The following is a 23,112-nucleotide window of genomic DNA, read 5'->3' as shown; positions in this document are numbered from 1 at the left end:
GATATAGGCGGAGAGCCCCTTGCCCATGATGGTGTCCACATCCTCATGCAGCAGCCCGGCCTCGATCAGCTCGCGGATCAAAAATCCGGTGCCGCCGGCGGCGTGGAAATGATTCACATCGGCCTGGCCATTGGGATAGATGCGGCACAGCAAAGGCGTCACCGCCGCCAGATCCGAAAGATCCTGCCAGGTGATGGTGATCCCCGCCGCCGCCGCCATCGGCAGCAGATGGATGGTGTGGTTGGTCGACCCACCCGTGGCGTGCAGCGCGACGATCGCATTCACGAAGCTGCGCTCATCGATCATCCGGCCCACCGGCTGGAAATTTTCGCCCAGCGCCGTCTGGCTCATCACACGCTCAACCGCGAAGTCCGTCAGCGCGTCGCGCAACGGCGTGCCGGGATTCACGAAGGCCGAGCCCGGCACATGCAGCCCCATGATCTCGACCAGCATCTGGTTGGTGTTGGCGGTGCCGTAGAAGGTGCAGGTGCCCGGCGCGTGGTAGGCTTCGCCTTCCGCCTTCAGCAGCGCCGCGCGGTCGATCTTGCCTTCCGCATAAAGCTGGCGGATCTTGGCTTTTTCGGAATTGGGCAGGCCGGAGGGCATCGGTCCGGCGGGGATCAGCACCGAGGGCAGATGCCCGAAGCTCAGCATGCCGATCACCAGGCCGGGCACGATCTTGTCGCAAATCCCCAGGAAACAAGCGGCATCGAAGGTGTTGTGGGAGAGCGCGACGCCGGTTGCCAGCGCGATCACGTCCCGCGAGAACAGCGACAGCTCCATGCCGGCCTCGCCCTGCGTCACCCCATCGCACATGGCCGGCACGCCGCCCGCCACCATCGCTACGCCACCAACCTTGCGCGCCGCCTCGCGGATCTGCTCCGGGTAGGTTTCGTAGGGGCGATGCGCGGAGAGCATGTCGTTATAGGCGGTAACGATGGCGAGGCTGCCGCCATCGCCGTCGCGCAGCACGGCCTTGTCGCCCGCGCCGCAGCCGGCGAAGCCATGCGCCTGGTTGGCGCAACCCAAGGCCTGGCGCTTGGGCTTGTGGCTGGCGGCCTGCGCCACGCGCTGTAGGTAGCGCGAGCGCGGCCCGCGGCTGCGCTCGATGATCCGGGCCGTGACCTCGGCAATGACAGGGTGAAGCATGTTACGCACTCCAATAAATCTGCGGATCATGACGCAACGCGGCGCGGATGGGCATCTCCTCATCCGGCCCGCCGGCCAAGGCCTGTTCCAGAACCTCGCGCTTGCGCGCGCCTTCAATATGCAGGGCCAGCAGATCCGCCTGGGCCAGAACCGGCAGCGTCAAGGTGATGCGCGGCTCGCCGGCGCCCGGCGCCTGCATCGTCTCCACCTTCTGCCCGTTGGAAGGGGCCAGGGCGGCGGCCAGATTGTCGCCGCCGGGGAAGAAGGAGGCCGTATGCCCATCCTCTCCCATACCTAAGATCGCCGCCGCCAGGGACAAGGGCAAAGCAGCCAGCTCCGCCTCCAGCGCCTTCAGCCCGGCCGCCGGCGTCGGCGCGCCGTTATAAAGCGGCAGGAACCGGGCCTGGGCGGCGCGGTTCTGCAGCAGCGCCCGGCGCACCATGGCGGCGTTGGAGCGGGGGCTGTCCTCGGGCACCCAGCGCTCATCCACCAAAGTGACCACCACCCGCGACCAATCCAGCTCCGCCTGGCTCAGCGCCGCGAAAAAGGCGCCGGGCGTGCTGCCGCCAGAGACGGCCAGCACCGCCTCCACCTGCAATTGCAAGCGGTTGCGCAAAGCCTGCGCGGTATCCTCAGCCAGCTTTTCCGCCAAAGCATCGCGGGAGGGGAAAATCAGCATCAGGGCGCACCATCCGCCCAGTGCGCCGTCACGGCGCACCATCCGCCCAGGTACGCCCATCGCGCTCGATCAGCGCGATCGCCGCGCTCGGCCCCCAGGTCCCGGCGGTGTAGGGCTTGGGCGCATCCGGGGCGATGCTCCAGGCCTCCAGGATCGGGTCGACCCAGGCCCAGGCGGCCTCCACCTCGTCGCGGCGCATGAACAAGGTCTGGTTGCCGCGCACCACATCCAGCACCAGCCGCTCATAGGCATCCGGATTGCGGACATTGAACGTCGAAGCAAAGCTCATATCCAGCGAGACCGGGCGCAGACGCATACCCCCCGGGCCGGGATCCTTGATCATCAGCCAGAGCTTCACGCCCTCATCCGGCTGCAGCCGGATGACCAGCCGATTCGCCATCACCGGCCCCGCCCCCTTGCCGAACACTGAATGCGGCACCGGGCGGAAGGTGATGACGATTTCCGAGACACGCTCGGCCAGACGCTTGCCGGTGCGCAGATAAAACGGCACCCCCGCCCAGCGCCAATTCTCGATCTCGGCTTTCAGCGCCACGAAGGTCTCGGTCTGGCTGGAAGGCTGGCCCAGCTCCTCCAGATAGCCGGGCACCGGCCCACCGGCGGAGGCGCCAGCGCGATACTGGCCGCGCACCCAATCCTGCGACTCCATCGGCTTGAGCGCCCGCAGCACTTTCAGCTTCTCGTCGCGCACCGCATCGGCGGCGAGATGGGCGGGCGGCTCCATCGCCACCAGGCAGAGCAGCTGCAGAATATGGTTCTGCACCATGTCGCGCAGCGCCCCGGCGGTGTCGTAATAGCCGGCCCGGCCCTCAACGCCGAGCGACTCCGCCACGGTGATCTGCACATGGTCGATATGGGCGGCATTCCACAGCGGCTCGAACAGCCCGTTGGCGAAACGCAGCGCCATCAGGTTCTGCACGGTCTCCTTGCCGAGATAATGATCGATACGATAGACGCGGTCTTCCGGGAATACCTGGGCGATCGCCTGGTTCACCGCATGCGCGCTCTCGCCATCCTTGCCCACCGGCTTTTCCACCACCACCCGGGCATTCTCACCGGCCAGATTGAAGCGCCCCAGCCGCTCGCAGATCGGCCCGAACAAAGCCGGACCGGTGGCGAGGTAGAACACGATCACCCGGTCCTGATAAGGCTTCAGCGCGGTGGCGAGCTCCGCCCAGCCTTCATCGCCGGTAGCATCCGCCGCGACGTAATGAATGCGCTTCAAGAACCGCTCGACAATCTCCGCCGGGCGCTCGCTGGCGGGCACATGCTCCTCCACCGCCGCCTTCGCCTGGGCGACGAATTCGTCATCGCTGAGCTGCCCGCGCGAGACGCCGAAAATCTCCGCCGCATCCGGCAGCTGGCCATCCGCATCGCGCTGGAACATGGCGGGGATCAACTTGCGGCGGGAGAGATCACCCGTGGCGCCAAACACGACGAGAACAAACGGCTCAACTGGGATCACACGGCTGGTCATACTCTCTCCTTCCGAAGATGCGCCCGGCATCTTCCCCTAGTTTGTCTTAAATGGCGGCCGCGGCAAAGGGCCACGCGGCGCGTCATGCCTGACTGCCCGGGCGCAGCATGGCAACGTGCGGCTCTTCCAGAAAATGTTGCAACGCGATGGCAATGCCACCCATCGGCACCGCGAATTCGCCGAGCGTGGAGACGCTGATCGCGATCTCGCCGCCGATTTCGCGCAGCGCATTCGCCTCGAACACCGGTTGCGCGGCGGGCAGCAGATACTCCGCCAGCACCGCCATCGCCCCACCCAGCACGATCCGCCCGGGCGCGAAAATATTAGCGAGATTGGCAAGCCCCAGCCCCAGATGCTGGCCACATTCAGCCAGCACCGCGCGCACCCCGGCCTCGCCGCGCAAGGCGGCCTCGCGCACCCCGGCGATGTCAGGGAAGTTCAATTTGGCATCGCGCAGGCGCTCGAAAATCGCGCGCTCAGATATATAGGCCTCAAAGCAACCGAAACCGCCGCAGGCGCAAGGGCGGCCATTGGGCACCAGCTTCATATGCCCGACCTCACCCGCCATGCCGCGCGGACCGCGATAGATCGCCCCACCCAGATACAACCCGCCACCCACGCCGGAGCGGCCGGAGAGATAGATGAAATCCGCATCCGGCGCGCCTTGCCCGAACAGATGCTCCGCCGCGGCGGCCGCCTTGATGTCGTTCTCCAACTGCACCGGCACAGCGAGAGACGCAGCCAGTGCCGCGCCGAAATCGACATCATGCCAATCCAGATTCGGCGCCAGCGCCAATTTGCCATCCAGCCCGACCAGACCCGGCACACCCACCCCGACCCCAGCCAGCGCCTTGCGCGGGTAGCCCGTTTGTTTCAGCAGCGTGGCGATACCGGATTTGATCGAACCGATAACCATTTCCTGATCCTTGCTGCCAGGAACATGCAGATTGGCCAGAATCGTGCCGGCGAAACTGCACAGCACCAGCTCGCTTTCATCAACATCCACCGCGACTCCCGCCAACACGCCGGTTTTCTCATTGATGTTGAGCTGGCTGTTCGGCCGCCCGGAGCGCCCGGTGCGTTCGCCCTGGGTGCGCTCGACCAGCCCGTCCTGTTCCAGAGAGGCCAGGATGATGGAGATGGTGGCAAGGTCAATGCCCGTGTCTTTTGATAGACCTTGCGGTGAAATAGAGGGGTTTTTGCGAATCCCATGAAACACGCGCGCCGCGTTGATCTTGCGGATGATGTTGGAATTGATCCGACGTGTGTTCATGGCGCCACAGCCTTAGCGTAACCGCAACGGCCCGGCAATTTTTATTTGACAGCGCCCCGGAGCCTTCATATTCCTATTTTATTCGGGGCTAAAATAATTCTCCCGAAAACAAAGCAGAACGCCTGTGGGAAGAGGAACGACATAGATCAAAAAACAGACTTCTTGAACATGCGTGTTCAGGCTACAACACACGCGCATCTCGTTGCGGCGCCATGTTGCGGTGCAGCCTGAACGCAGAAGAGCCGAAAATCATCAGAACAACAGGAGGAGGACGGAATGTCCAAACTGATCAAGAGCCTCGCAGGCATGAAAAATTCTTGCAGCAAAGCCGCGTTTTTCGCCGCCGGCATACTGCCACTGGCCGGGCTGGCGATGCCGGCGCACGCGCAGAGCCTGCAGGATGCGCTGCGGCAGACCACGATTTCCGGCCAGGCCGGCGTGTATGACTTCACCTACGCTAACAAGGGGGAAGTCGGAAAGAACACGCAGAACGCCTTCGCCGTCGGCGGCAATCTCAATCTGCATACCGGCGCCTTCGAGGGATTCAGCGTCGGGCTGGGCGGCTATACCGGCCAGTCTCTCGGTCTCTATTCGCGCAACCCGAATCATGATGACAGCTCCGAGCTGACCAGCCATACCCATAGCGAACAATCGCTGCGCGAGGCCTTCCTGCAGTACGAGAATCGCTATCTGGAAGTGCGCGGTGGCCGGCAATTCATCAACACGCCCTTCGCCAACCAGGATCTGTACACCTTCAATCCGCGCGCCTTCATGGGCTTCGCCGGTGTCGCCAACGTCATTGGCGGCAATAACGGCGCCGCCGATGCCGGGCCGCTGAGCCTGAACACCGACACCGCGACCCTGTCGGTCATGGCGACGCGCATGTTCAACTATAATTCTCGTTATAGCAGCGACTTTGTCAGCGGTGACCGCTATCTCACCCATACCAACGGCTTCATCGCCTTCGGTGCGAAGTTCCAGAACCGTTACGACAATGTCGATTACACGGCGCAGGGCTGGTACTATAATTTCTACGGCCAGGCGCAGATGTTCTACGGCCAGGCTGATTTCGTGACGCCGATGAACGCGAATTCCAACCTGTTCGGCTCCGCGCAGATGGTCAGCGAAGGCAATTCCGGCTCCGGCTTCAACCCGGCCGGCGTGACCTATAATGTCGACGCGCATGTCTATGGCGGCAAGCTCGGCATGACCTTCGGTGACGACAAGATCGCGGTGATCGGCGATTACAGCCCGTCCTCCTACGGCTCCTTCCACCATGGCGGCATGGTCCATCCTTACAACGATCTGTCCGGCACGATCTTCACCGATACGATGCAGAACGGTATAGAGGATATGGGGCCGGGTTATGCCTACGGTATCACCGGCACGATCAAGGCGATGGGCGGCAAGCTCGAAATCGACCCGACCTATGTCGAGTATAACGCCGATTATGGCTTCGGCGGCAGCACCTACAGCTATGGCGGTGCCTATGGCTTCCCGGCTGGCGTCGCGCCGATCCACAACGAAGCGATCCATGTCATCGATGCCGGCTTCAGCTACAATCTTTCGGATGTGCTGAAGGGTCTCTCGGTGGCGTGGGATACGGATGCGGCCTTCGCGCAGAACGATAGCTCGCAGACCAACGCGCATTACGACAATCCGTATTTCAGCAGCCGCTTTTATCTGAAATACGCCTTCTGATCGCGATGCCGCTCCACGCCACCGGCGCTGGGGCGGCATTGTTCGGCAGGCTGCGGAGAGGTCCCGGCCCGTCCGGACCAATTGGAAACACCACAGAGGCCATGCCCGGTTTTGCCCAGGCTGGCCTCTTTTTATTTGGGGAATGACATGACGGCAGACATACATCCCGAGCGAATCCTGGCTCTGGATATTGGCGGTACCGGGCTGAAGGCAGCGTTGTTGAACCATGCCGGAGAGATGCTGGCACCAGCCGCGCGCTGCCCGACACCGCCCGGCGCCAGCCCCACGCAATTGCTGGAAACCGTGGCGACGCTGATCGCGCCGCTTGGCGAATTCGATGTTATTTCCATCGGTTTTCCGGGCGCCATCAAGCACAATATCGTTCTCACGGCGCCTAATCTCGGCACCAAAAACTGGCATGGCACGGATCTCGCCGCCCTCGCCACCGCACGCTTCAAGCGCCCGGCAAGGCTGGCGAATGACGCGACGATGCATGGGCTTGGCATCATCGCCGGTGAGGGAATTGAGGTGGTGCTGACTTTGGGCACCGGCATGGGCTTTGCCTTGTTCCGCGATTTCGTGCCGGCACCGCAGATCGAGCTTGGCCGGCACGTTGCTGGTGAGGAGCCCAGCTATGACGATTTCGTCGGCGATGCGGCGCTGAAGCGTGTCGGCGAGATGCGCTGGAAAGCGCGCGTGCAGGAAACGATCGGGCGGATCCATAGCCTGGTGAATTTTGATGTGCTCTATCTCGGCGGCGGCAATGCCAGGCTGTTCAGCCTGCAGGAACTGCCCGAAGGCGTCATCCTCGCGCGCAACGAGGCAGGGCTGACCGGCGGAGCGAAGCTCTGGAATGCGGAAGTCGGGCGGGCGTTGCAGTGACGCCAAGAAACAGCCCGACAGATGCATGATTTTTTAGAGCATCAAGCTTTCAGCTTGATGCTCTTTTTTTATCGCACGCTTTGATCTGCTCATCCTGATGCAGGCGCGTCAGCGTACATTCATATGGCTCTTGTGCCGCTCAAGGGGCTGCGCCTCCAAAAGCTCTCACCCATGCCACGGTGAATTACACCCAGGCCGTCGCCAAAAAATCTCCATGAAAAAAGGGGCCGCAAGGCCCCTTTCTTTTGGTCGGGAATGTCGCGCTCAGGCGCGGCCGGAGCGCATCCGGCGCTGGCGCAGGATCGTATCGATGGTGATGGCGGCGAGAAGGATCACCCCCTCCACCCCGAAGCGCACGGAAGAGGGCGCACCGATCAGATCCATGCCGTTGGTGACGGAGGCGATCACCAGCGCGCCGAAGAAGGCGCCATAGACCGAGCCACGCCCGCCAAACAGGCTGGTGCCGCCGATCACCGCCGCGGCAACGGCGTTCAGCATGATGTCGGAATCACCCACCGTGGCGGAGGCCACGCCAAGCCGCGCCGCATCCAGCAAGCCGCCCAGCCCGACCAGCGCGCCGGCCAAGGTGAAGGCCGCGAGCTGCACGAAGCGAACATTGATGCCAGAACGCCGCGCCGCCTCAACATTGCCGCCCACCGCGTAAAGATGCCGGCCGAAGCGCATGGATTTGGTGAGGAAGGCGCAGGCGAACAGAGCCGCGAGGAAGATCACCAGCAGCACCGGCACCCCCTGATAGGCGCAGAGCAGCCCGATGCCGATGACCAGCACCACCAGCATGAAGGCCAGCTTGGCGAAGAACAGGCTGTGCGCCTCCCCTGCCCCACGCCGGCGCCGGTCCGTATGGCGGCGCAGCGAGACAATGGCAAACAGCGCAAACAAGGCCAGCGAAATAATCCAGCTCCACAGCGCGGGTACGTCCAGCGTGCCGACGGCGGTGGAGAGATCATCAGAAAGCGGCACGGAACCGCCATGCTGGGTCAGCATCGCCAGCACCAAGCCTTCTGCGATCATCGCCCCGCCGAGCGAGACCACGAAGCTCGGCACGCCGACGCGCGAAACCAGAATGCCTTGCAGGAAGCCGATCACCACCGAAGCGCCGATGGCGAGAAACACGCAAGGCCAGACCGGAAGGTTGAAGAATACCGTGCCGACGGAGAACACCGAGGCGGCGACCACGCTGCTCCAGCCGATCGAAAGATCGATCATCCCGAGCAGGATCACCAGCGTTTCCGCCAGCGCCAACGTGCCCGTCACCACAATCTGCGCCGAGAGATTGCTGAGATTGCGGGGGGTGAGGAAATGCGGGTTGAGAATTTCGAAGACGATCCAGATCGCGATCAGCGCCGCGATCACCGGCATCATGCCAAGATCGGTGGAGCTTACGAGTCTCTGCGTCCAGCCGGGTGCCTTGGTGTTGTTCTGTGCTGTTGTCATTTGGTTCACCGCGCTCATGTTCAGGCCATGCCCCCGATGGTGGTGCGCGAGCCGGTAATGCAGCCCACCACTTCCTCCGGAGTCAGGTCGGATTTGCGTTCTTCCATCACGGTCTGGCCCAGGCGCAGCACCACCACGCTATCGGCCACTTCGAAGACGTTTTGCATATTATGCGTGATCAGGATCACGCCGAAGCCTTGCTCGGCCAGGTCGCGCACCAGGCGGAGAACTTCCGCCGTCTGCGCCACACCCAACGCGGCGGTCGGCTCGTCCATGATGACGATTTTCTTGCCCCAGAGCACGGCGCGTGCAATGGCGACCGCCTGGCGCTGGCCGCCGGAGAGTGCTGCCACCGGCGTATCCAAAGCCGGCAGATTGACCCGCAAGGTTTTCAGAACCTTCCTGGCCTCTTCTTCCATGTCCACATCGCGCAGCATGCCGAACGGCCCGCTCACCCGCTCACGGCCCAGGAACAAATTGGCGCAGATGCCGAGATTATCGCACAGCGCCAGATCCTGATACACGGTCTGGATGCCAAGCCCGGTCGCATCGGCGGGGCGGCGGATCTGCACCTCCTGGCCTTCGAGCATGATGCTGCCACTATCGGCCGGCGCCACGCCGGCGATCGCCTTGATGGTGGTGGATTTGCCCGCGCCGTTATCGCCCAGCAACGCAGTAACCTCGCCGCGCCGCACGGTGAAACTCACATCGCGCAACGCCGTGACGGCCCCGTATTTCTTGTGCAGGCCTTTCACGCTCAACAAATCATGCGAGCTGGCTGAATTCATGGAAGTCTCCGAAAAAATATGGAGATGAAACGCAACGCGTTTCATCTCCTTGAGTTATAGTCTGGTTATTTCTGGCAGAGTGGCGCCTTGGCGGCGTCGCCGACGCAGATCGAAGGCAGCGTCGCGTAGCCGGACTTGATCACCGTATCCTTCATATTGTCGGCGGTGACGACAAGCGGGGTGAGCAGAACCGACGGCACGTTGATCTTGCCGTTATTGACCTTCCCGTTCACCAGCCCAGCCGGCGCCTTGCCATCGGCGGCGATGCCAACCGCAAACTGCGCCGCGGCCGCGGCTTCCTGCGGCACATATTTGAACACGGTCATCGACTGCAGACCTTCAAGGATGTAGGTCAGGCCGCCATTCGTCGCATCCTGACCGGTCACCGGAATCTTGCCGGCGAGGCCCACCGCCTGCAGCGCGCGGATGGCGCCCGAAGCCGTGCCGTCATTCGCGGCAAGCACGCCATCGACATTGTTGCCAAGCCGGGTCAGCGCCTGCTGGGTCTCCTGGAAGGCATTCTCCGGGCTCCAGCTCGGCGTCATCACCGAGTAGGCGATCTTCAACTTGCCAGCCTTAACCAGCGGGTTCAGAACATTCAGCGCACCGCGCTTGAATTCCAGACCGTTCGAATCGGTCGGCGCGCCATTGATCATGATGATCGAGCCGCCCGGCTTCACATGGTCGGCGATATACTGGCCCTGCAGCTCGCCAACCCGCAGATTGTCGAACGAGACATAGCCGGCCGGCTTGGAATCCTGGATCAGACGATCATAGGAGATCACCGGCACATGGTTGCGCGCCGCGTAGGCCACGATGGCCGCACCCGCCTTGCCGTCCACCGGGTCCACCACCAGCACGTTTGCGCCGTTGGTGATCGCGGACTGCGCCTGGTTGAGCTGCGAATCCGGGTTGGAGTTGGCGTTGGTGACGATCAGCGTGGTGTTGGGGTCAGCCTGCTTCACCAGCTTGGTGAATTCCGGGCGATCCATCTGCTCATAACGCGGCGAGGAATTTTCCGGCAGCAGGAAGCCGATGGTGATTTTCTTGGTGCTCATCTGGCTCACCTGCGGCGGCGTAATGGTCTGCGCCATAGCCGGCAGCGCGCCGGCGAGCATCATGGTCAGCGCCGTGGCACCATAAAGCTTGGTGGATTTCATTCGATTTTCTCCCTTTGTGAACTGTTTCTCGATTTCGGCTGGAGCGCATGGCATCCTTGCGCGGCCACATCGACATTCCACCCGAATTATTTTTACCCTCGTATAAACATACGTAAAGACGCCCTTTGCCCCTGTCAAGCTGAATGATCGCAGCGTGCGCGCGGAATTTTCCGCAGCGCAGCATCTGTCGGAACAGCGCCGTCCCCTTGACCCGCCTGCACCGCGTTTTTATCAAATCCACATGAAAGAAGCGGATGTTTACGCGCCCCGCGGCGCCGCGCACAGCGCATGAGGCTGCTCAACGTCGCTGATGCGCGGGCCGAGGCGCAGCGCCGCCTGCCGAAAATCTTCTTCGATTATATCGATGGCGGCGCGGCATCCGAGGCGACGATGCGCGCCAACGAGGCGGATTTCGCCTGCTATGAGCTGGAGCAGCGCGCCCTTAGCGGCATCACCGCGCCCAGGCTGGGCACGACATTCCTCGGCCAGAAGCAGGCTTTGCCCTTCATGCTCGGGCCGGTCGGGTTCCTCGGGCTCTATGCACGCGATGGCGAGATCCAGGCTGCCCGCGCCGCCGCCAAGGCGGGAATCGGCTTTTGCCTGTCCAGCTTCTCCCTCGCCTCCATCACCCGGCTGGCCAGGCAGGTGCAGGCGCAGCCGATGTTCCAGCTCTATATGCTGAAGGACCGCAGCCTGGCGCTGGACATGATGGGGGCGGCGCGGGGAGCGGGGGTGGAGACTTTGTTTCTCACCGTGGATTGCGCCATCACCGGCATCCGCGAGCGCGATGCCCGCAACGGCTTCCGCGCCCTCACCCGCCTCACCCCATCCTTGGCGCTGAAACTGCTGGAGCGGCCGGGCTGGTGCTGGGACATGCTGCGCCAGGGCCGCCCGCAAGTGGAGGCGCTGGCCGGGCGCAAGGCGTTCGGACGCAACGTGCTGGCCCAGGCCGCCGCCCTCTCCGCGCGGATCGACCCGACTTTGTCCTGGAAGGATCTGGACTGGGTGCGCACCCAATGGCCGGGGCGGATCGTGCTGAAGGGCATCATGCACCCCGAGGACGCGCATTGGGCCCGCGAGACCGGGATGGACGGCATCACTGTCTCCAACCATGGCGGCCGGCAGCTCGATGGCGCCAGCTCCACCATCTCCCGCCTGGCCGAGATCGTCGCCGCCGCCGGCGGGATCGAGGTGACGATCGATGGCGGCTTCCGGCGCGGCGCGGATATTCTAAAGGCGATCGCGCTGGGGGCCTCCGGGGTGATGCTGGGCCGCGCTACCGCCTTCGCGCTGGCCGCCGATGGCGAGCGCGGGGTTTCCACCATCATCGCCGCACTGGCGCGCGAGATCGAGGTGGCGATGGCGCTGATGGGCTGCCCGGATATCGACACGCTGCGCGCCGAGGGGCCGCGCTTCCTGAAGGTGAAATAATGCAGCTTTTCCCCGCGACACAACGCATGGCCACGCAATGGAAGAATGGCGGCGGCATCACCTGGCCGGTGGCCGAGGCGCCGGGCAAGGACAGGGAGTTTGGCTGGCGCCTCAGCCTCGCCGATGTCGCGCAGGCAGGGCCGTTCTCGGTGTTTCCCGGCATCTCCCGGCTGATGGGGATATTGGAAGGGCGGCTCCTGCTGGAGGTGCAGGGCTATCCCGTGGCCCTACTGCGCCCGGATGGCCCGGCCCACGCCTTTCCTGGCGATGTACCGGCCTTCGGCACGCCGCAAGGCAAGATGGTACGGGATGTGAACCTGATGTTCGACCCGGACTGCTTCACCGCGACCTTGGCGTTTCAGCCTACCCCCCTCACCCTGCCCGCATCCCCCGCCCTGCATCTGGTTCTGGCCCTGGCCCCGCTGAGGCTGAACGGCGCCAGCCTGGCGCCGCTGGACGCCGCCCTGTTGCCCCCGGGCGCTACGCTCGCGGCCGAGGGCGGCGCGTTTTGGCTGGCAAGGCTGATAAAACACGGCTGAGCCGTGCGGATCAGGGCCGGCCCAACCGCGCCGCAGGCCGCCTCAGCGGCCAGAAACAAGCCGCGCCCCAGAGCAGCAAGCCGAAGCCGGCGACAAGGCAGGCCAGTCCGATATGCGGGGGCTTATAATAGAAACGGATGACGTGCTGCCCAGCCGCCAACCCCACCGTCTGGAAGACAGCCAATTGCCCGATTGCGGCGGGCTTGCCATCGACAAGCACATGCCAGCCGCTTGCATACATTTCCCGCCTGATCAGCGTGTCCGGCCGCGCGCAATCGGCGCGCATGGCCCTCCTGGTCTCGATTTCGATCTTGCATTGCCCAGCAAGTGTTCCGGCATATCGCGCGGGCGCGGCGAGTTCCAGAACATCCGCGGTTATTCCCTGATAGGCCAGCCCCTTGAGGGGCGGCTGCCAGGGCGCGGCGAGGCGGAGGGCGGGCACATCCTGTCCGCCCTGTCGCCCCGTCCATACCACAAACGCGTTGTCACCGGCGCGGCGCAGAATATCATAGGTCAGCGCCCGGCCATGCGTGATAAGCGGCGGGTCAAACACGAATAATGTCGGCGTATTGTCCTTGGCATTGGCGAGCAACACGTCGCTTTGCCGGCAATTGTCAGCCCCGGCGCAAATCCGCAGCGCCAGCACGCCGCGCGCCGTATTGCTGTAGGTTCCCAACTTCAACGAGGCTTCGCCAATCTCCCCAAAGCCCAGATCGTCATCGATCTGACCACTCATGGCCTGGCCTTGGCGCAAGGGGTTGGCCGTCGTCGCCGCTACCTCCGGCACCATCGCGAAGCTATGGGGCGCGAACGCCAGCGCATCGCTGACGACGAGATATTTCACGCCAAGTGATGGGAAAGCCGCCAGATGCGGGAGAATATCACGCGGCGGGCCGGACATATCGAAACTGTTCAGGTCCGCCCGTGGGTCGAGAACCTCATGCGCGAAAGACGTCCAAAGCTTCGGGGCGGGCAAGGCGTTGTAATTGACGCTGGCAATGCCATAGCGGTCTGGAAAATTCAGCCCGAACGGCCCCGTGCTGGCCATTCGCTGCAGACCGGTAGTCTGCTTCAGGAAGCCGATCAGCCCCGTATCCAGATGGCCTTTGCTCAGCCCTGAGAGCTGCGGCAGGACAAAATTGCAAACCGGCAGACAGAGCGCGCCGGCGATGATGGCCGAGCGCCGCGCCGGCCGGTTCAGCCCGGCCAGAACCGCAAGCGTGAGAATGACAGCCAAAAGGAAAAACACCAGCGCTTGCACAGCCGCCGCGGGGCGGGCGTGATACCAATGCGTAAGCAACGGCAAACCGGGCAGAATGGCGCCGGCACAAAGCAGCCCCATCACCACCCCGACCAGCCCCAGGCGCCAGCGGGAAAGACGCTTCTGGCGCAGCGTATCATCCAGGGCAAAAGCGGCCAGCAGGATCAGCGCGAGATCGACGGCCGGGCCGCTATAACGTGTGGCATCCATGACCGAAACGCCGGGTACATGGTTGAACAGCCAGCGCACCGGGAGGACACCGAGATACCGGGCCTCCCACACCACCACCCATCCCGCGAGGATCAGCCGAAACCCATAGAACCTTGCCGCACGGCCGCGAACCAGCCCGGCCAGCGCCAACGCCAGAACCGGCAGCGTCACCCATTCCGGCAGACGCGTCAGGTTATATGAGCCCAGTTGCGACGGCGTCAGCGCCGTGGGCACCGGAACCCCCATAAACCCGAGTGCCTGCGGAAAGAGCTGCAACGGCAACATCTGCAACGGCATATGCACCAGCGCGAACACGCCGTCATGCAGCCCGACATAGGCCTTCGCCGTATACATCGCGGCGGGGATCAGCAACGGCGCGCTCAGGCAAATCGCGACGAGAAGCCCGGCACAGAGCTTGAGCGTGAAGCGCAGCCGCTGCGGCCAGGCCAAGCCCAACCAGCGCCAGATGGCCCACAGCCCGGCGAGCATGCCATCAAAATAGGCGACCTCAGGATTGCCGGAATAAAATGAGTAAGCGCAGGCGATGACGATAAGCGACCACCCGCCGCGCCGCTCGTCGGCACTCGCCACGGCCGCCCGCTCGATCCCCAGCAGCAGCAGCGGCAGGAAGGGCAGCGGCGCGATTGGCGCGCTGGGGCAGAGAAAAAACTCCGGCGTAAATTCAAACAGAGCCGCGCCCAGAAACGCCGCCCGTCGCGCCAGCCCAATCTCGGCCAGAAACCCGTACAGAAAAACGCCACACATGGCTTGCAAAACGATGCGCAGCCACAACCATCCGGCCTTGAAATGCAGCAGGAAAACAAAGGGCAGGAAAAAGGCTTCGGTTTGCGTTTCCGCCGCGAGCGGCATGCCGACACCAGCATAGGAATTCCACCAGGGAATGATGCCGTGCAGCCAGTCCGATGCCGCGAGAAACCCAAGCGGCTGGGTGATATAAGCCGCGGATGGGTCGATCCACCCTGGCGGCCCAGCATACACACCGCCCCGCAACCCCACGCCGATCAACGATAATTGCAATGTGGGATCGGCGTTGAACCATATCGACGCCGCATTGCCGAACAAGGGCAACAGAACCAGCAGCAGAATCAGGGTGCGGTGGCGAAAGGCTTGCGTCGGCAGCGTCTTCATCCCAGCGTAATTATGGCATATCTCCATACCAAAATCCCGCCCGGAATCAAAAAAGCCCCTTCGGCGAAGGGGCTTTTTTCGTCAGGTCAGCTCTCAGAACGCCAGATTGGTCGCCTGCATCACCAGCGGCAGCGCACGCACCGCCTGCAGCACCGCTTCCGGCGTCTCGCCATCGGTGGAGACCAGGCAGATCGCGTCCTCGCCCTCGGCCGCGCGGCCGAGATGGAAGGTGGCGATGTTCACCCCCGCCTCCGCCAGCGTGGTGCCGAAGCGGCCGATGAAGCCCGGCTTGTCCTTGTTGGTCACGTACAGCATGTGCGGGGCGAAATCCGCCTCCACCTTGATGCCCTTGATCTCGACCAAACGCGGCTTGCCATTGCCGATCAGCGTGCCGGCGACGGAGCGCGTGCCCTTCTCGGTGGTCACGGTGATGCGCAGCAGCGTCTGGTAATCGCCGGTGCGGTCATGCGAGGCCTCGGAAACCTCGATGCCATGGTCGCGCGCCAGCACCGGGGCATTGACCATGTTCACCCCGTCCATCACCGGCGTCAGCAGCCCGGCCAAGGCCGTGGCGTTCAGCGGGCGGTGGTTGAGCAGCGAAGCCGCCCCCTCATACTCGATCAGGATGCGCTGAATGGTGCCGTCCTGCGCCTGGGTCATCTGCCCGGCGAAGCCGCCCAGCAGGCGGGCCAGCTCCATATAGGGGCGCAGCCGCGGCGCCTCCTCGGCTGTCACACTCGGCATGTTCAGCGCGTTGGTGACGGAGCCGGTCAGTAGGAAGTCCGAGATCTGCTCGGCCACCTGCAGCGCCACATTCTCCTGCGCCTCGGAGGTGGAAGCGCCCAGATGCGGGGTGCAGACCACGTTCTCCAGCTCGAAGAGCGGGTTCTCCTTGGCCGGCTCAACCTCGAACACATCCAGCCCGGCGGCGGCGACATGGCCGGATTTCAGCGCCTCATACAGCGCCTTCTCATCCACCAGCCCCCCACGCGCGCAATTGATGATGCGCACGCCCTTCTTCATCTGCGCGATCGCCTCGGCGGAGATCAGATTGCGCGTCGCCTCGATCAGCGGCGTATGCAGCGTGATGAAATCGGCCTTGGCGAAGATCGTCTCCAGATCCGCCTTCTCCACCCCCAGCTCCACCGCGCGCGCTTCCGTCAGGAACGGATCATAGGCCAGCACCTTCATCTTCAAGCCAACCGCGCGGTCCGCCACGATCGAGCCGATATTGCCGCAGCCGATCAGCCCCAGGATCTTGCCAGTGACTTCCACGCCCATGAAGCGGTTCTTCTCCCACTTCCCGGCCTTGGTCGAAATCGTCGCCTCGGGGAGCTGCCGGGCGGTCGCGAAGATCATCGCAATCGCATGCTCGGCCGTGGTGATGGCATTGCCGTTCGGGGTGTTCATCACCACCACGCCGCGCGAGGTGGCGGATTTCACGTCCACATTATCGACGCCGATGCCGGCCCGGCCCACGACCTTCAGATTGGTCGCCACATCCAGCACTTCCTTCGTCACCTTGGTGGCGGAGCGGATGGCGAGGCCGTCATACTGGCCGATAATCTCACGCAGCTCCGCCGGGGTGAGGCCGGTCTTCACGTCAACCTCGACGCCGCGGTTTTTGAAAATCTCGATGGCGGCGGGGGACAGTTTGTCCGAGATCAGAACCTTGACCATGTGATGGGATTCCTAAGAGGGTTTTTCGCCGCTTTTTGAAAAAGCGGCACCAAAAACTTTTGCTCGCTGGGGCCTGGGGCGTGGCGCTGCTAACGCCCCAGGACAAAATTAAGCCTGGGCGACCGTGTCGATGGCGTAGTCGATCCAGGGCAGCAAGGCCTGGATGTCTGACGTCTCAACCGTAGCACCACCCCAGATGCGCAGGCCCGGCGGCGCGTCGCGATACGCACCAGCATCCAGCGCCACGTTTTCCTTCTCCAGCAAGCTCGCCACCGCCTTCGCGGCCTTGGCCTGGCCTTCCGCATCCAGCGCCTTGAACCAGGGCGCGTCGATGACCAGGCAGATCGAGGTGCAGGAGCGCACGGCCGCATCTTCCGCCAGGAAGCGCACCCGCTCATTGCCCTCAACCCAATCGGCGATCGCTTTTAAATTCGCCTCGGAGCGCGCAATCAGCCCCTTCAACCCGCCAACGCCCTGCGCCCAGCGCAGACCATCCAGCGCATCCTCGACGCACAGCATCGACGGGGTATTGATCGTCTCGCCGACGAAAATCCCCTCGGCCAGCTTGCCCTTGGAGGTCAGGCGGAAAATCTTCGGCAGCGGCCAGGACGGGGTGTAGCTGGTCAGCCGTTCCACCGCGCGCGGCGAGAGTGCGAGCATGCCATGCCCGGCCTCACCGCCCAGCACCTTCTGCCAGGACCAGGTGACGACATCGAGCTTGTTCCAAGGCAGATCCATCGCGAACGCAGCCGAAGTGCTGTCCGCGATCACCAGCCCTTCCCGGTCATCCGGGATGAAATCGCCATTCGGGAAGCGCACGCCCGAGGTGGTGCCGTTCCAGGCCAGAACCACATCATGGCTGAAATCGATCTGCGCCACATCCGGCAGCTGGCCGTAATCGGCCTTGATCACCCGGGCATCGGCCAGCTTCAGCTGCTTGAGCACGTCCGTCGCCCAGGCTTCGGAGAAGCTTTCATGCGCCAGCACATCCACCGGACGCGCCCCCAGCAGGGACCACAGCGCCATCTCGACCGCCCCGGTATCGGAGGCCGGCACGATGCCCAGCCGCCAGCCTTCCGGCATGCCCAGGATGGATTTGGAAAGGGTGATCACCTCCGCGAGCCGGGCTTTCGGCTCCTTCGCGCGGTGCGAACGGCCGAGCAGCGCGCCTTCCAGGGCGGCCAGCGAAAAGCCGGGGCGCTTGGCGCAAGGGCCGGAGGAGAAATTCGGGTTATTCGGACGCAGCGCGGGCTTGGCGGCCGGAGAAAAATCTGCCATTAAAACTCTCCCTTACAGAAGAAAAGCGCCCCGGTGGGGGGGCGTGACCCGAGGAGGCCTGTACTGCGTTTCTTTCGCCGCCGCAAGAGCCGCCTGCCGCATCCCCCGCCGGCATTGATGCAACTTTATTGACGAAAGCCGACCCTAGACCATGATCGAGCTGGATCAGATCGACCGTTCCATCCTGCGGCTGCTGGCCTCGGATGCCTCCCTCTCGCTCAACGAGATCGCCGACAAGGTGGGGCTCACCGCCACACCTTGCTGGAAGCGCATCAAGCGCATGGAGGAAAACGGCATCATCAAATCCCGCGTCGCGGTGCTGGACGCCGACAAACTCGGCCTGCCGGTCTCGGTCTTCGTCTCGGTGGAAACCAACGACCACTCCGCCGCCTGGCTGGATAAATTTCATCAGGCTGTCAAAAATATCCCGGAGATCGTCGGGGCCTGGCGGATGAGCGGCGATGTGGATTATCTGCTGCACGTCGTGGTGCCGGACATCGCCGCGTATGATTCCTTCTACCGCAAGCTGATCGAAATGGTGCCGCTACGGAATGTTTCCAGCCGCTTTGCGATGGAACGGATGAAGGAAGGGGCGTTGCCGATTTAGAGTTTATCTGGATTTTTTAGGCAAATGATCTTTAAAATCATCCTTGCAGCATTCTAGAGTACGGCTAGCTTTGAACAACAGTGCCACAAATACGATTGCGGTCATGACAATCAAAACCGTCCGCCAATCGACAAAAACAAAAGCTTGAGAAAGCCAATCGGCATTACCGAACACACCCAGAAAATCCAGAATTCCTGCGAGGGTTCCGAAACCCACACCAAAATTTGAAACAGACAAAATTTGTCTGCGGATTTTCTTCTTCAGATCCTCTGTTTTGATACCAACACCAACCAACTCATCGAAATATTTCAAATTTAATTCGTAAATTGCTGCACCGACGCCCAAAAAAAATCCCGCAACAATCAAACACGCCGCAGAATAAGCCATCGCAACTGGTAAATTTGAGCCATGCACACAGCTAAGAACCTGCAAAAGAGCAGCAAAACACAGGCCAGCAGCCCCTAAATAGACCGCCCTGTTCAGCTCAATTTCTTGCTTTGTCTGCGGCAGCGAAACATCAGAACACATAAAAATCCACCTAGTTGAATGATCCTCGAACTGCCATTTCGTTTACGGAAAATCGAGAAAAAAACAACCTATAGTTGGACACCTAATGCGCCTTCCCCCAATTCTTGCCCACACCCGTCTCCACCACCAGCGGCACGGACAGCGTCGCCGCCCCCTGCATCACCTCTTTCACCAGCGAAGCCGCCTTCTCCGCCTCACCATCCGGCGTCTCGAACAGCAATTCGTCATGCACCTGCAGCAGAAGTTTCGTTGAAAGCCCTGCATCCGCCAGCGCCTTCGGCAACCTCACCATGGCGCGCTTGATGATGTCCGAGGCCCCGCCTTGCAGCGGCGCGTTGATCGCCTGGCGTTCCGCATAGGCCCGCAGCGCCGGGATTTTATCCTTGATCCTGGGCACCCAGCAGCGCCGGCCGAACGGGGTCAGCACATAGCCATCCGTGCGCGCCTGCTCCTTCGTCGCATCCATATAAGCGCGGATTTCCGGATAGCGTTTGAAATAGGCATCGATATAGCTCTTGGCCTCGCCTGCGGAAATGCCCAGCTGCCGCGCCAGCCCAAACGCCGAAATCCCGTAGATGATGCCGAAATTGATCGCCTTGGCGCGCCGCCGGGTCGCCCCGTCCATCTGCGCCATCGGCACGCCGAACACTTCCGAGGCGGTGCGGGCGTGAATATCCTCGCCCGTGGCAAAGCTCTCCTTCAGCGCCGGAATATCCGCCACATGCGCCAACAGCCGCAGCTCGATCTGCGAATAATCCGCCGAGATCAAACTATGCCCCGGTGCGGCGATAAACGCCTTGCGGATGCGCGCCCCTTCCTCGGTGCGGATCGGGATATTCTGCAAATTCGGATCGGTGGAGGAAAGCCGCCCGGTGGTGGTCGCCGCCATCTGGAAATTCGTATGCACACGCGCGGTTTTTTCGTCGATCTGCCCGACCAGCGCATCCGCGTAGGTGGATTTCAGCTTGGAGAGCTGGCGCCACTCCATCACGCGCTGCGCGATTTCATGCCCCTGCTCGGCCAGCCCTTCGAGCACGGAAGAATCCGTGCCCCAGGCGCCGTTCTTGCCCTTCTTGCCGCCGGAGAGCCCCATCTCCTCGAACAGCACCTCGCCCAGCTGCTTCGGGCTGCCGACATTGAATTCATGCCCGGCCAGCTGATGGATCTGCGCCTCGAACACCCCCATGCGCTCACCAAACTCGATGGACATGGCGGAGAGATCCGCCTTGTCCACCAGCACGCCCTCGGCTTCCATCGCCGCCAGCACCGGCACCAGCTTCTTCTCCAGCAGCTCGTACAGAGCGAGCGATTTATGCACCCGCAGCGCCGGCTTCAGCTGGCTCCAGAGCCGCAGCGTCACATCCGCCGCCTCCGCTCCCAGAGCGGTCGCCTTCTCCACCGGCGCCTCGGCGAAATTCAGCCGCCCGCGCCCGGTGCCGGTGACATCATCGGCGGTTTTCACGCTATGGGAGAGATGCACCCGCGCCAGCGTCGCCAAATCATGCGCGAAATTCCCCGCATCCTGGGCGTAGGAAATCAGCATCGCGTCGTCGAACGGGGCAGGCGCGGTCAACCCGGCCCGCGCCAGCGCCTCCAGCGCGAATTTCGCATCATGGAAAATTTTCAGCACGGCCGGATCGGCAAACAGCGCATTCAGCGCACCCGCCGCCTCATCCCAGCCCAGCTGCGGCTCGGCATCCAGCGTGGTGTGATGGCGCAGCGGCAGATACACGCCCTGCCCCGCCGCCACCGCCAGCCCCAGCCCGACCAGCTTGCCATGCAGCCCGGAGGGATCATCCGTCTGCACCGAAAGCCCGATCACCCCGCCTTTATGCGCGGCGGCAATAATCTCTCGCAGCGCTTCGATCTTGTAAACCGGCTGATACGGCCCGAAGGGGGCAACACTCTGCTCAACCTCCACCACCTCCTCCGCATGCCCCTCTTCAAGGCCGAGCCTTGTGCGGATGGAGCGGAAATTATTCTCAACCAGGAAGGCGCGCAGCACCGCGGCGTCCCAGGCTTTCACCCCCAGCTCGTCCACCGGCAACGGCAGCGGCGCATCGTCGCGCAAAATCACCAGCTCGCGCGAAATCCTTGCCGCCTGCGCATGCTCAATCAGCGCATCCCGCCGCTTCGAGGGCTTCATCGAGGGGGCGGCCTCCAGCACGGCTTCGAGCGTGCCATACTCGCCAATCAGCGCCGCCGCCCCTTTCGGGCCAATCCCCGGCACGCCGGGCACGTTATCCACCGAGTCGCCGATCAGCGCCTGCACCTCGATCACCTTGTCCGGCGTCACCCCGAATTTCTTCTCAACCTCTTCGAGGCCGATCGGCGTGTTCTTCATCGGGTCCAGCATCTCCACGCCGGGGCGCAGCAGCTGCATCAGGTCTTTATCGGACGAGACGATCACCGCCTCCCCGCCCGCTTCCAAGGCCGCCTTGGCATAGGCGGCGATCAGATCATCCGCCTCCCAATCCTCCAGCTCGATCGAGGGCACGCCGAACGCCTTGGTCGCCTCGCGGATCAGCGCGAATTGCGGCACCAGCTCCGGCGGCGGCTCGGGCCGGTGGGCCTTGTACTGGTCGTAGAGCCGGTTGCGGAAGGTATGCCGCCCGGCATCGAAAATCACCGCCAGATGCGTCCCGGCATGGTTTTTCAGCAGCCGCTCCAGCATGTTGCAGAAGCCGAACACCGCGTTCACATGCACGCCATCGGCGCGCTGCATGTCAGGGATGGCGTGAAAGGCCCGGAAGATGAAACCCGAGCCGTCGACGAGGACGAGTTTCAATGGCTCTCGCCCGCGCCGTCACCATCGAGGATGAAGATGCGCGAGCAATAAGGGCAGGCGACTTGCTTGCCCGGGATCTGCAGGTAGACTTTGGGGTGGCCCAGCGGGCCAACGCCGCCATCGCAGGAGACGGACCGGGTTTTCACATGAAGAATTTCAGAATGATTGATCGAATCCGTCTGTACGCTCATGGCTCCGCTCTCCGGTGCAAAGGAATAACCGCCCCCCTCTTAGCTTCATTCCGCGCCATACCCAAGCTGGGGCTTTGGCGGCGGCCAGATAAGACGAAGGGGCTTTTTGTAAAAAGCCCCTTCAACCCCAAAAACTTTTTTTAGCCGCGCTTGGGCAGCGGCCGGGGGCGACCCGTCGAGTCGATCGCCACGAACCGGAACACCGCCTTGGTCACGCGCTCGTCATTCTCCTCGGCGCGCTCCCGCCGCCAGGCCTCGACCGAGATATTCATCGAGGTCCGGCCGGTGGACAGCAGCTCACAATAAACACTTACCTCATCGCCGATCTTCACCGGGCGGATGAAGCTCATCGCCTCCACCGCCACGGTCACGCAGCGGCCATGGGCGGTACGCTGGGCCAGATTACCGGCCGCGAGATCCATCTGGCTCATCAGCCAGCCGCCGAAAATATCGCCATTGGCGTTGGCATCCGCCGGCATGGCGATGGTGCGGATCATCGGCATGATCGCCGGCGGCTGCTCGCGGTCGGACATTAGAGGCTTTTCTCGATCCAGGCCTTGAGCACGGATTTCGGCGCCGCCCCCACCTGCTGGGCCGCCACCTGGCCGTCCTTGAAGATCAGCAAAGTTGGGATGCCGCGCACGCCATACTGGGTGGGTGTCATCGGATTCTCATCGATGTTCACCTTCACCACTTCCAGCTTGCCGCCATATTCCTCGGCCAGCGCCTCCAGCGAGGGGGCGATGGACCGGCACGGGCCGCACCATTCGGCCCAGAAATCCACCAGAACCGGGGTGCTGGCTTTCAGCACATCGGTCGAAAACGTTGCGTCGGTTACAGCCTTGGTCATGATACACCTGTCAAAAAC

20 protein-coding genes are annotated in these 23,112 nt (G+C 63.0%); 5 read left to right on the top strand and 15 right to left on the bottom strand.

The window, feature by feature from the left end; genetic code table 11:
* From T331_RS0107605 to T331_RS17740, 4 genes are all read right to left on the bottom strand, one after another.
* Nucleotides 1-1,149 (bottom strand): dihydroxy-acid dehydratase domain-containing protein (locus tag T331_RS0107605; protein WP_026439589.1); only part of this gene is annotated, 1,149 nt, incomplete at its 3' end.
* A 1-nt stretch (nt 1,150) separates the two neighbouring features.
* Complete coding sequence (gene pgl / locus T331_RS0107600) at nt 1,151-1,828, bottom strand: 6-phosphogluconolactonase (protein ID WP_026439588.1); 678 nt, start codon at nt 1,826-1,828, stop codon at nt 1,151-1,153.
* A gap of 28 nt (nt 1,829-1,856) precedes the next feature.
* Nucleotides 1,857-3,323 (bottom strand): glucose-6-phosphate dehydrogenase, encoded by a 1,467-nt coding sequence (gene zwf, locus T331_RS0107595; RefSeq protein WP_026439587.1) that lies wholly within the window; start codon nt 3,321-3,323, stop codon nt 1,857-1,859.
* 82 nt (nt 3,324-3,405) lie between these two features.
* On the bottom strand, nt 3,406-4,596 hold the full coding sequence (locus tag T331_RS17740; RefSeq protein WP_035179518.1) for an ROK family transcriptional regulator: 1,191 nt from the start codon (nt 4,594-4,596) through the stop codon (nt 3,406-3,408).
* 276 nt (nt 4,597-4,872) lie between these two features.
* Between T331_RS17740 and T331_RS0107585 the strand changes: the two genes are divergently transcribed.
* Nucleotides 4,873-6,297 (top strand): hypothetical protein, encoded by a 1,425-nt coding sequence (locus T331_RS0107585; protein WP_026439586.1) that lies wholly within the window; start codon nt 4,873-4,875, stop codon nt 6,295-6,297.
* A 147-nt stretch (nt 6,298-6,444) separates the two neighbouring features.
* A complete protein-coding gene (locus tag T331_RS17735) occupies nt 6,445-7,179 on the top strand; it encodes an ROK family protein (protein WP_035179515.1) in 735 nt (244 codons plus the stop codon).
* Between the two features lie 264 nt (nt 7,180-7,443).
* Here T331_RS17735 and T331_RS0107575 read toward each other — a convergent pair whose 3' ends face one another.
* The 3 genes from T331_RS0107575 to T331_RS0107565 all read right to left on the bottom strand — a co-directional run bounded on the left by T331_RS0107575 (nt 7,444) and on the right by T331_RS0107565 (nt 10,582).
* Entirely contained in the window at nt 7,444-8,634 is a 1,191-nt protein-coding gene (locus tag T331_RS0107575; RefSeq protein WP_234732049.1) for a sugar ABC transporter permease, read from the bottom strand.
* Nucleotides 8,635-8,654: 20 nt separating this feature from the next.
* Complete coding sequence (locus tag T331_RS0107570) at nt 8,655-9,422, bottom strand: ATP-binding cassette domain-containing protein (protein ID WP_026439584.1); 768 nt, start codon at nt 9,420-9,422, stop codon at nt 8,655-8,657.
* A 65-nt stretch (nt 9,423-9,487) separates the two neighbouring features.
* On the bottom strand, nt 9,488-10,582 hold the full coding sequence (locus T331_RS0107565; RefSeq protein WP_008493284.1) for a sugar ABC transporter substrate-binding protein: 1,095 nt from the start codon (nt 10,580-10,582) through the stop codon (nt 9,488-9,490).
* A gap of 288 nt (nt 10,583-10,870) precedes the next feature.
* On the opposite strand from T331_RS0107565, the gene T331_RS0107560 reads away from it, so the two are divergent.
* Both T331_RS0107560 and T331_RS19130 read left to right on the top strand, forming a co-directional pair.
* Nucleotides 10,871-12,013 (top strand): alpha-hydroxy acid oxidase, encoded by a 1,143-nt coding sequence (locus T331_RS0107560; RefSeq protein WP_026439583.1) that lies wholly within the window; start codon nt 10,871-10,873, stop codon nt 12,011-12,013.
* Nucleotides 12,013-12,552: a HutD/Ves family protein gene (locus T331_RS19130; RefSeq protein ID WP_081822161.1), complete on the top strand. Its 540-nt coding sequence runs from the start codon at nt 12,013-12,015 to the stop codon at nt 12,550-12,552. The genes T331_RS0107560 and T331_RS19130 overlap by 1 nt, the downstream gene beginning before the upstream one ends.
* 10 nt (nt 12,553-12,562) lie before the next feature.
* Here the strand turns inward: T331_RS19130 and T331_RS0107550 are convergent, their stop codons facing one another.
* From T331_RS0107550 to T331_RS0107540, 3 genes are all read right to left on the bottom strand, one after another.
* Nucleotides 12,563-15,172 (bottom strand): hypothetical protein, encoded by a 2,610-nt coding sequence (locus T331_RS0107550; RefSeq protein WP_026439582.1) that lies wholly within the window; start codon nt 15,170-15,172, stop codon nt 12,563-12,565.
* A 93-nt stretch (nt 15,173-15,265) separates the two neighbouring features.
* Complete coding sequence (serA, locus tag T331_RS0107545) at nt 15,266-16,852, bottom strand: phosphoglycerate dehydrogenase (protein WP_026439581.1); 1,587 nt, start codon at nt 16,850-16,852, stop codon at nt 15,266-15,268.
* 108 nt (nt 16,853-16,960) lie between these two features.
* Nucleotides 16,961-18,130 carry a phosphoserine transaminase gene (locus T331_RS0107540; protein ID WP_026439580.1) on the bottom strand — a complete coding sequence of 390 codons (1,170 nt, stop codon included), beginning with the start codon at nt 18,128-18,130 and terminating at the stop codon, nt 16,961-16,963.
* A 151-nt stretch (nt 18,131-18,281) separates the two neighbouring features.
* On the opposite strand from T331_RS0107540, the gene T331_RS0107535 reads away from it, so the two are divergent.
* Nucleotides 18,282-18,737, top strand: coding sequence for an Lrp/AsnC family transcriptional regulator (locus T331_RS0107535; protein ID WP_026439579.1), 456 nt, complete (start codon nt 18,282-18,284; stop codon nt 18,735-18,737).
* Nucleotides 18,738-18,740: 3 nt separating this feature from the next.
* Here the strand turns inward: T331_RS0107535 and T331_RS19845 are convergent, their stop codons facing one another.
* The 5 genes from T331_RS19845 to trxA all read right to left on the bottom strand — a co-directional run bounded on the left by T331_RS19845 (nt 18,741) and on the right by trxA (nt 23,094).
* Entirely contained in the window at nt 18,741-19,265 is a 525-nt protein-coding gene (locus tag T331_RS19845) for a hypothetical protein (RefSeq protein ID WP_155992641.1), read from the bottom strand.
* 82 nt (nt 19,266-19,347) lie between these two features.
* Entirely contained in the window at nt 19,348-22,053 is a 2,706-nt protein-coding gene (polA, locus tag T331_RS0107530) for a DNA polymerase I (protein ID WP_026439578.1), read from the bottom strand.
* Entirely contained in the window at nt 22,050-22,244 is a 195-nt protein-coding gene (locus T331_RS0107525; RefSeq protein WP_026439577.1) for a zinc-finger domain-containing protein, read from the bottom strand. Before T331_RS0107525 ends, polA begins: the two co-directional genes overlap by 4 nt.
* A 140-nt stretch (nt 22,245-22,384) precedes the next feature.
* Nucleotides 22,385-22,777, bottom strand: a complete 393-nt coding sequence (locus T331_RS0107520; protein ID WP_008493296.1) for an acyl-CoA thioesterase — start codon at nt 22,775-22,777, stop codon at nt 22,385-22,387.
* The gene (gene trxA, locus T331_RS0107515; RefSeq protein WP_035179512.1) at nt 22,777-23,094 is read right to left on the bottom strand and encodes a thioredoxin; all 318 of its coding nucleotides are present in this window, start codon (nt 23,092-23,094) and stop codon (nt 22,777-22,779) included. Before trxA ends, T331_RS0107520 begins: the two co-directional genes overlap by 1 nt.
* Nucleotides 23,095-23,112 lie beyond the last annotated feature (18 nt).

The organism is Acidocella facilis ATCC 35904 (assembly GCF_000687875.1).
GTDB classification, from domain to species: Bacteria; Pseudomonadota; Alphaproteobacteria; order Acetobacterales; family Acetobacteraceae; genus Acidocella; species Acidocella facilis.
The sequence above is the reverse complement of the archived record's forward strand: the minus strand, read 5'-3'. Positions and strand labels throughout refer to the sequence as shown.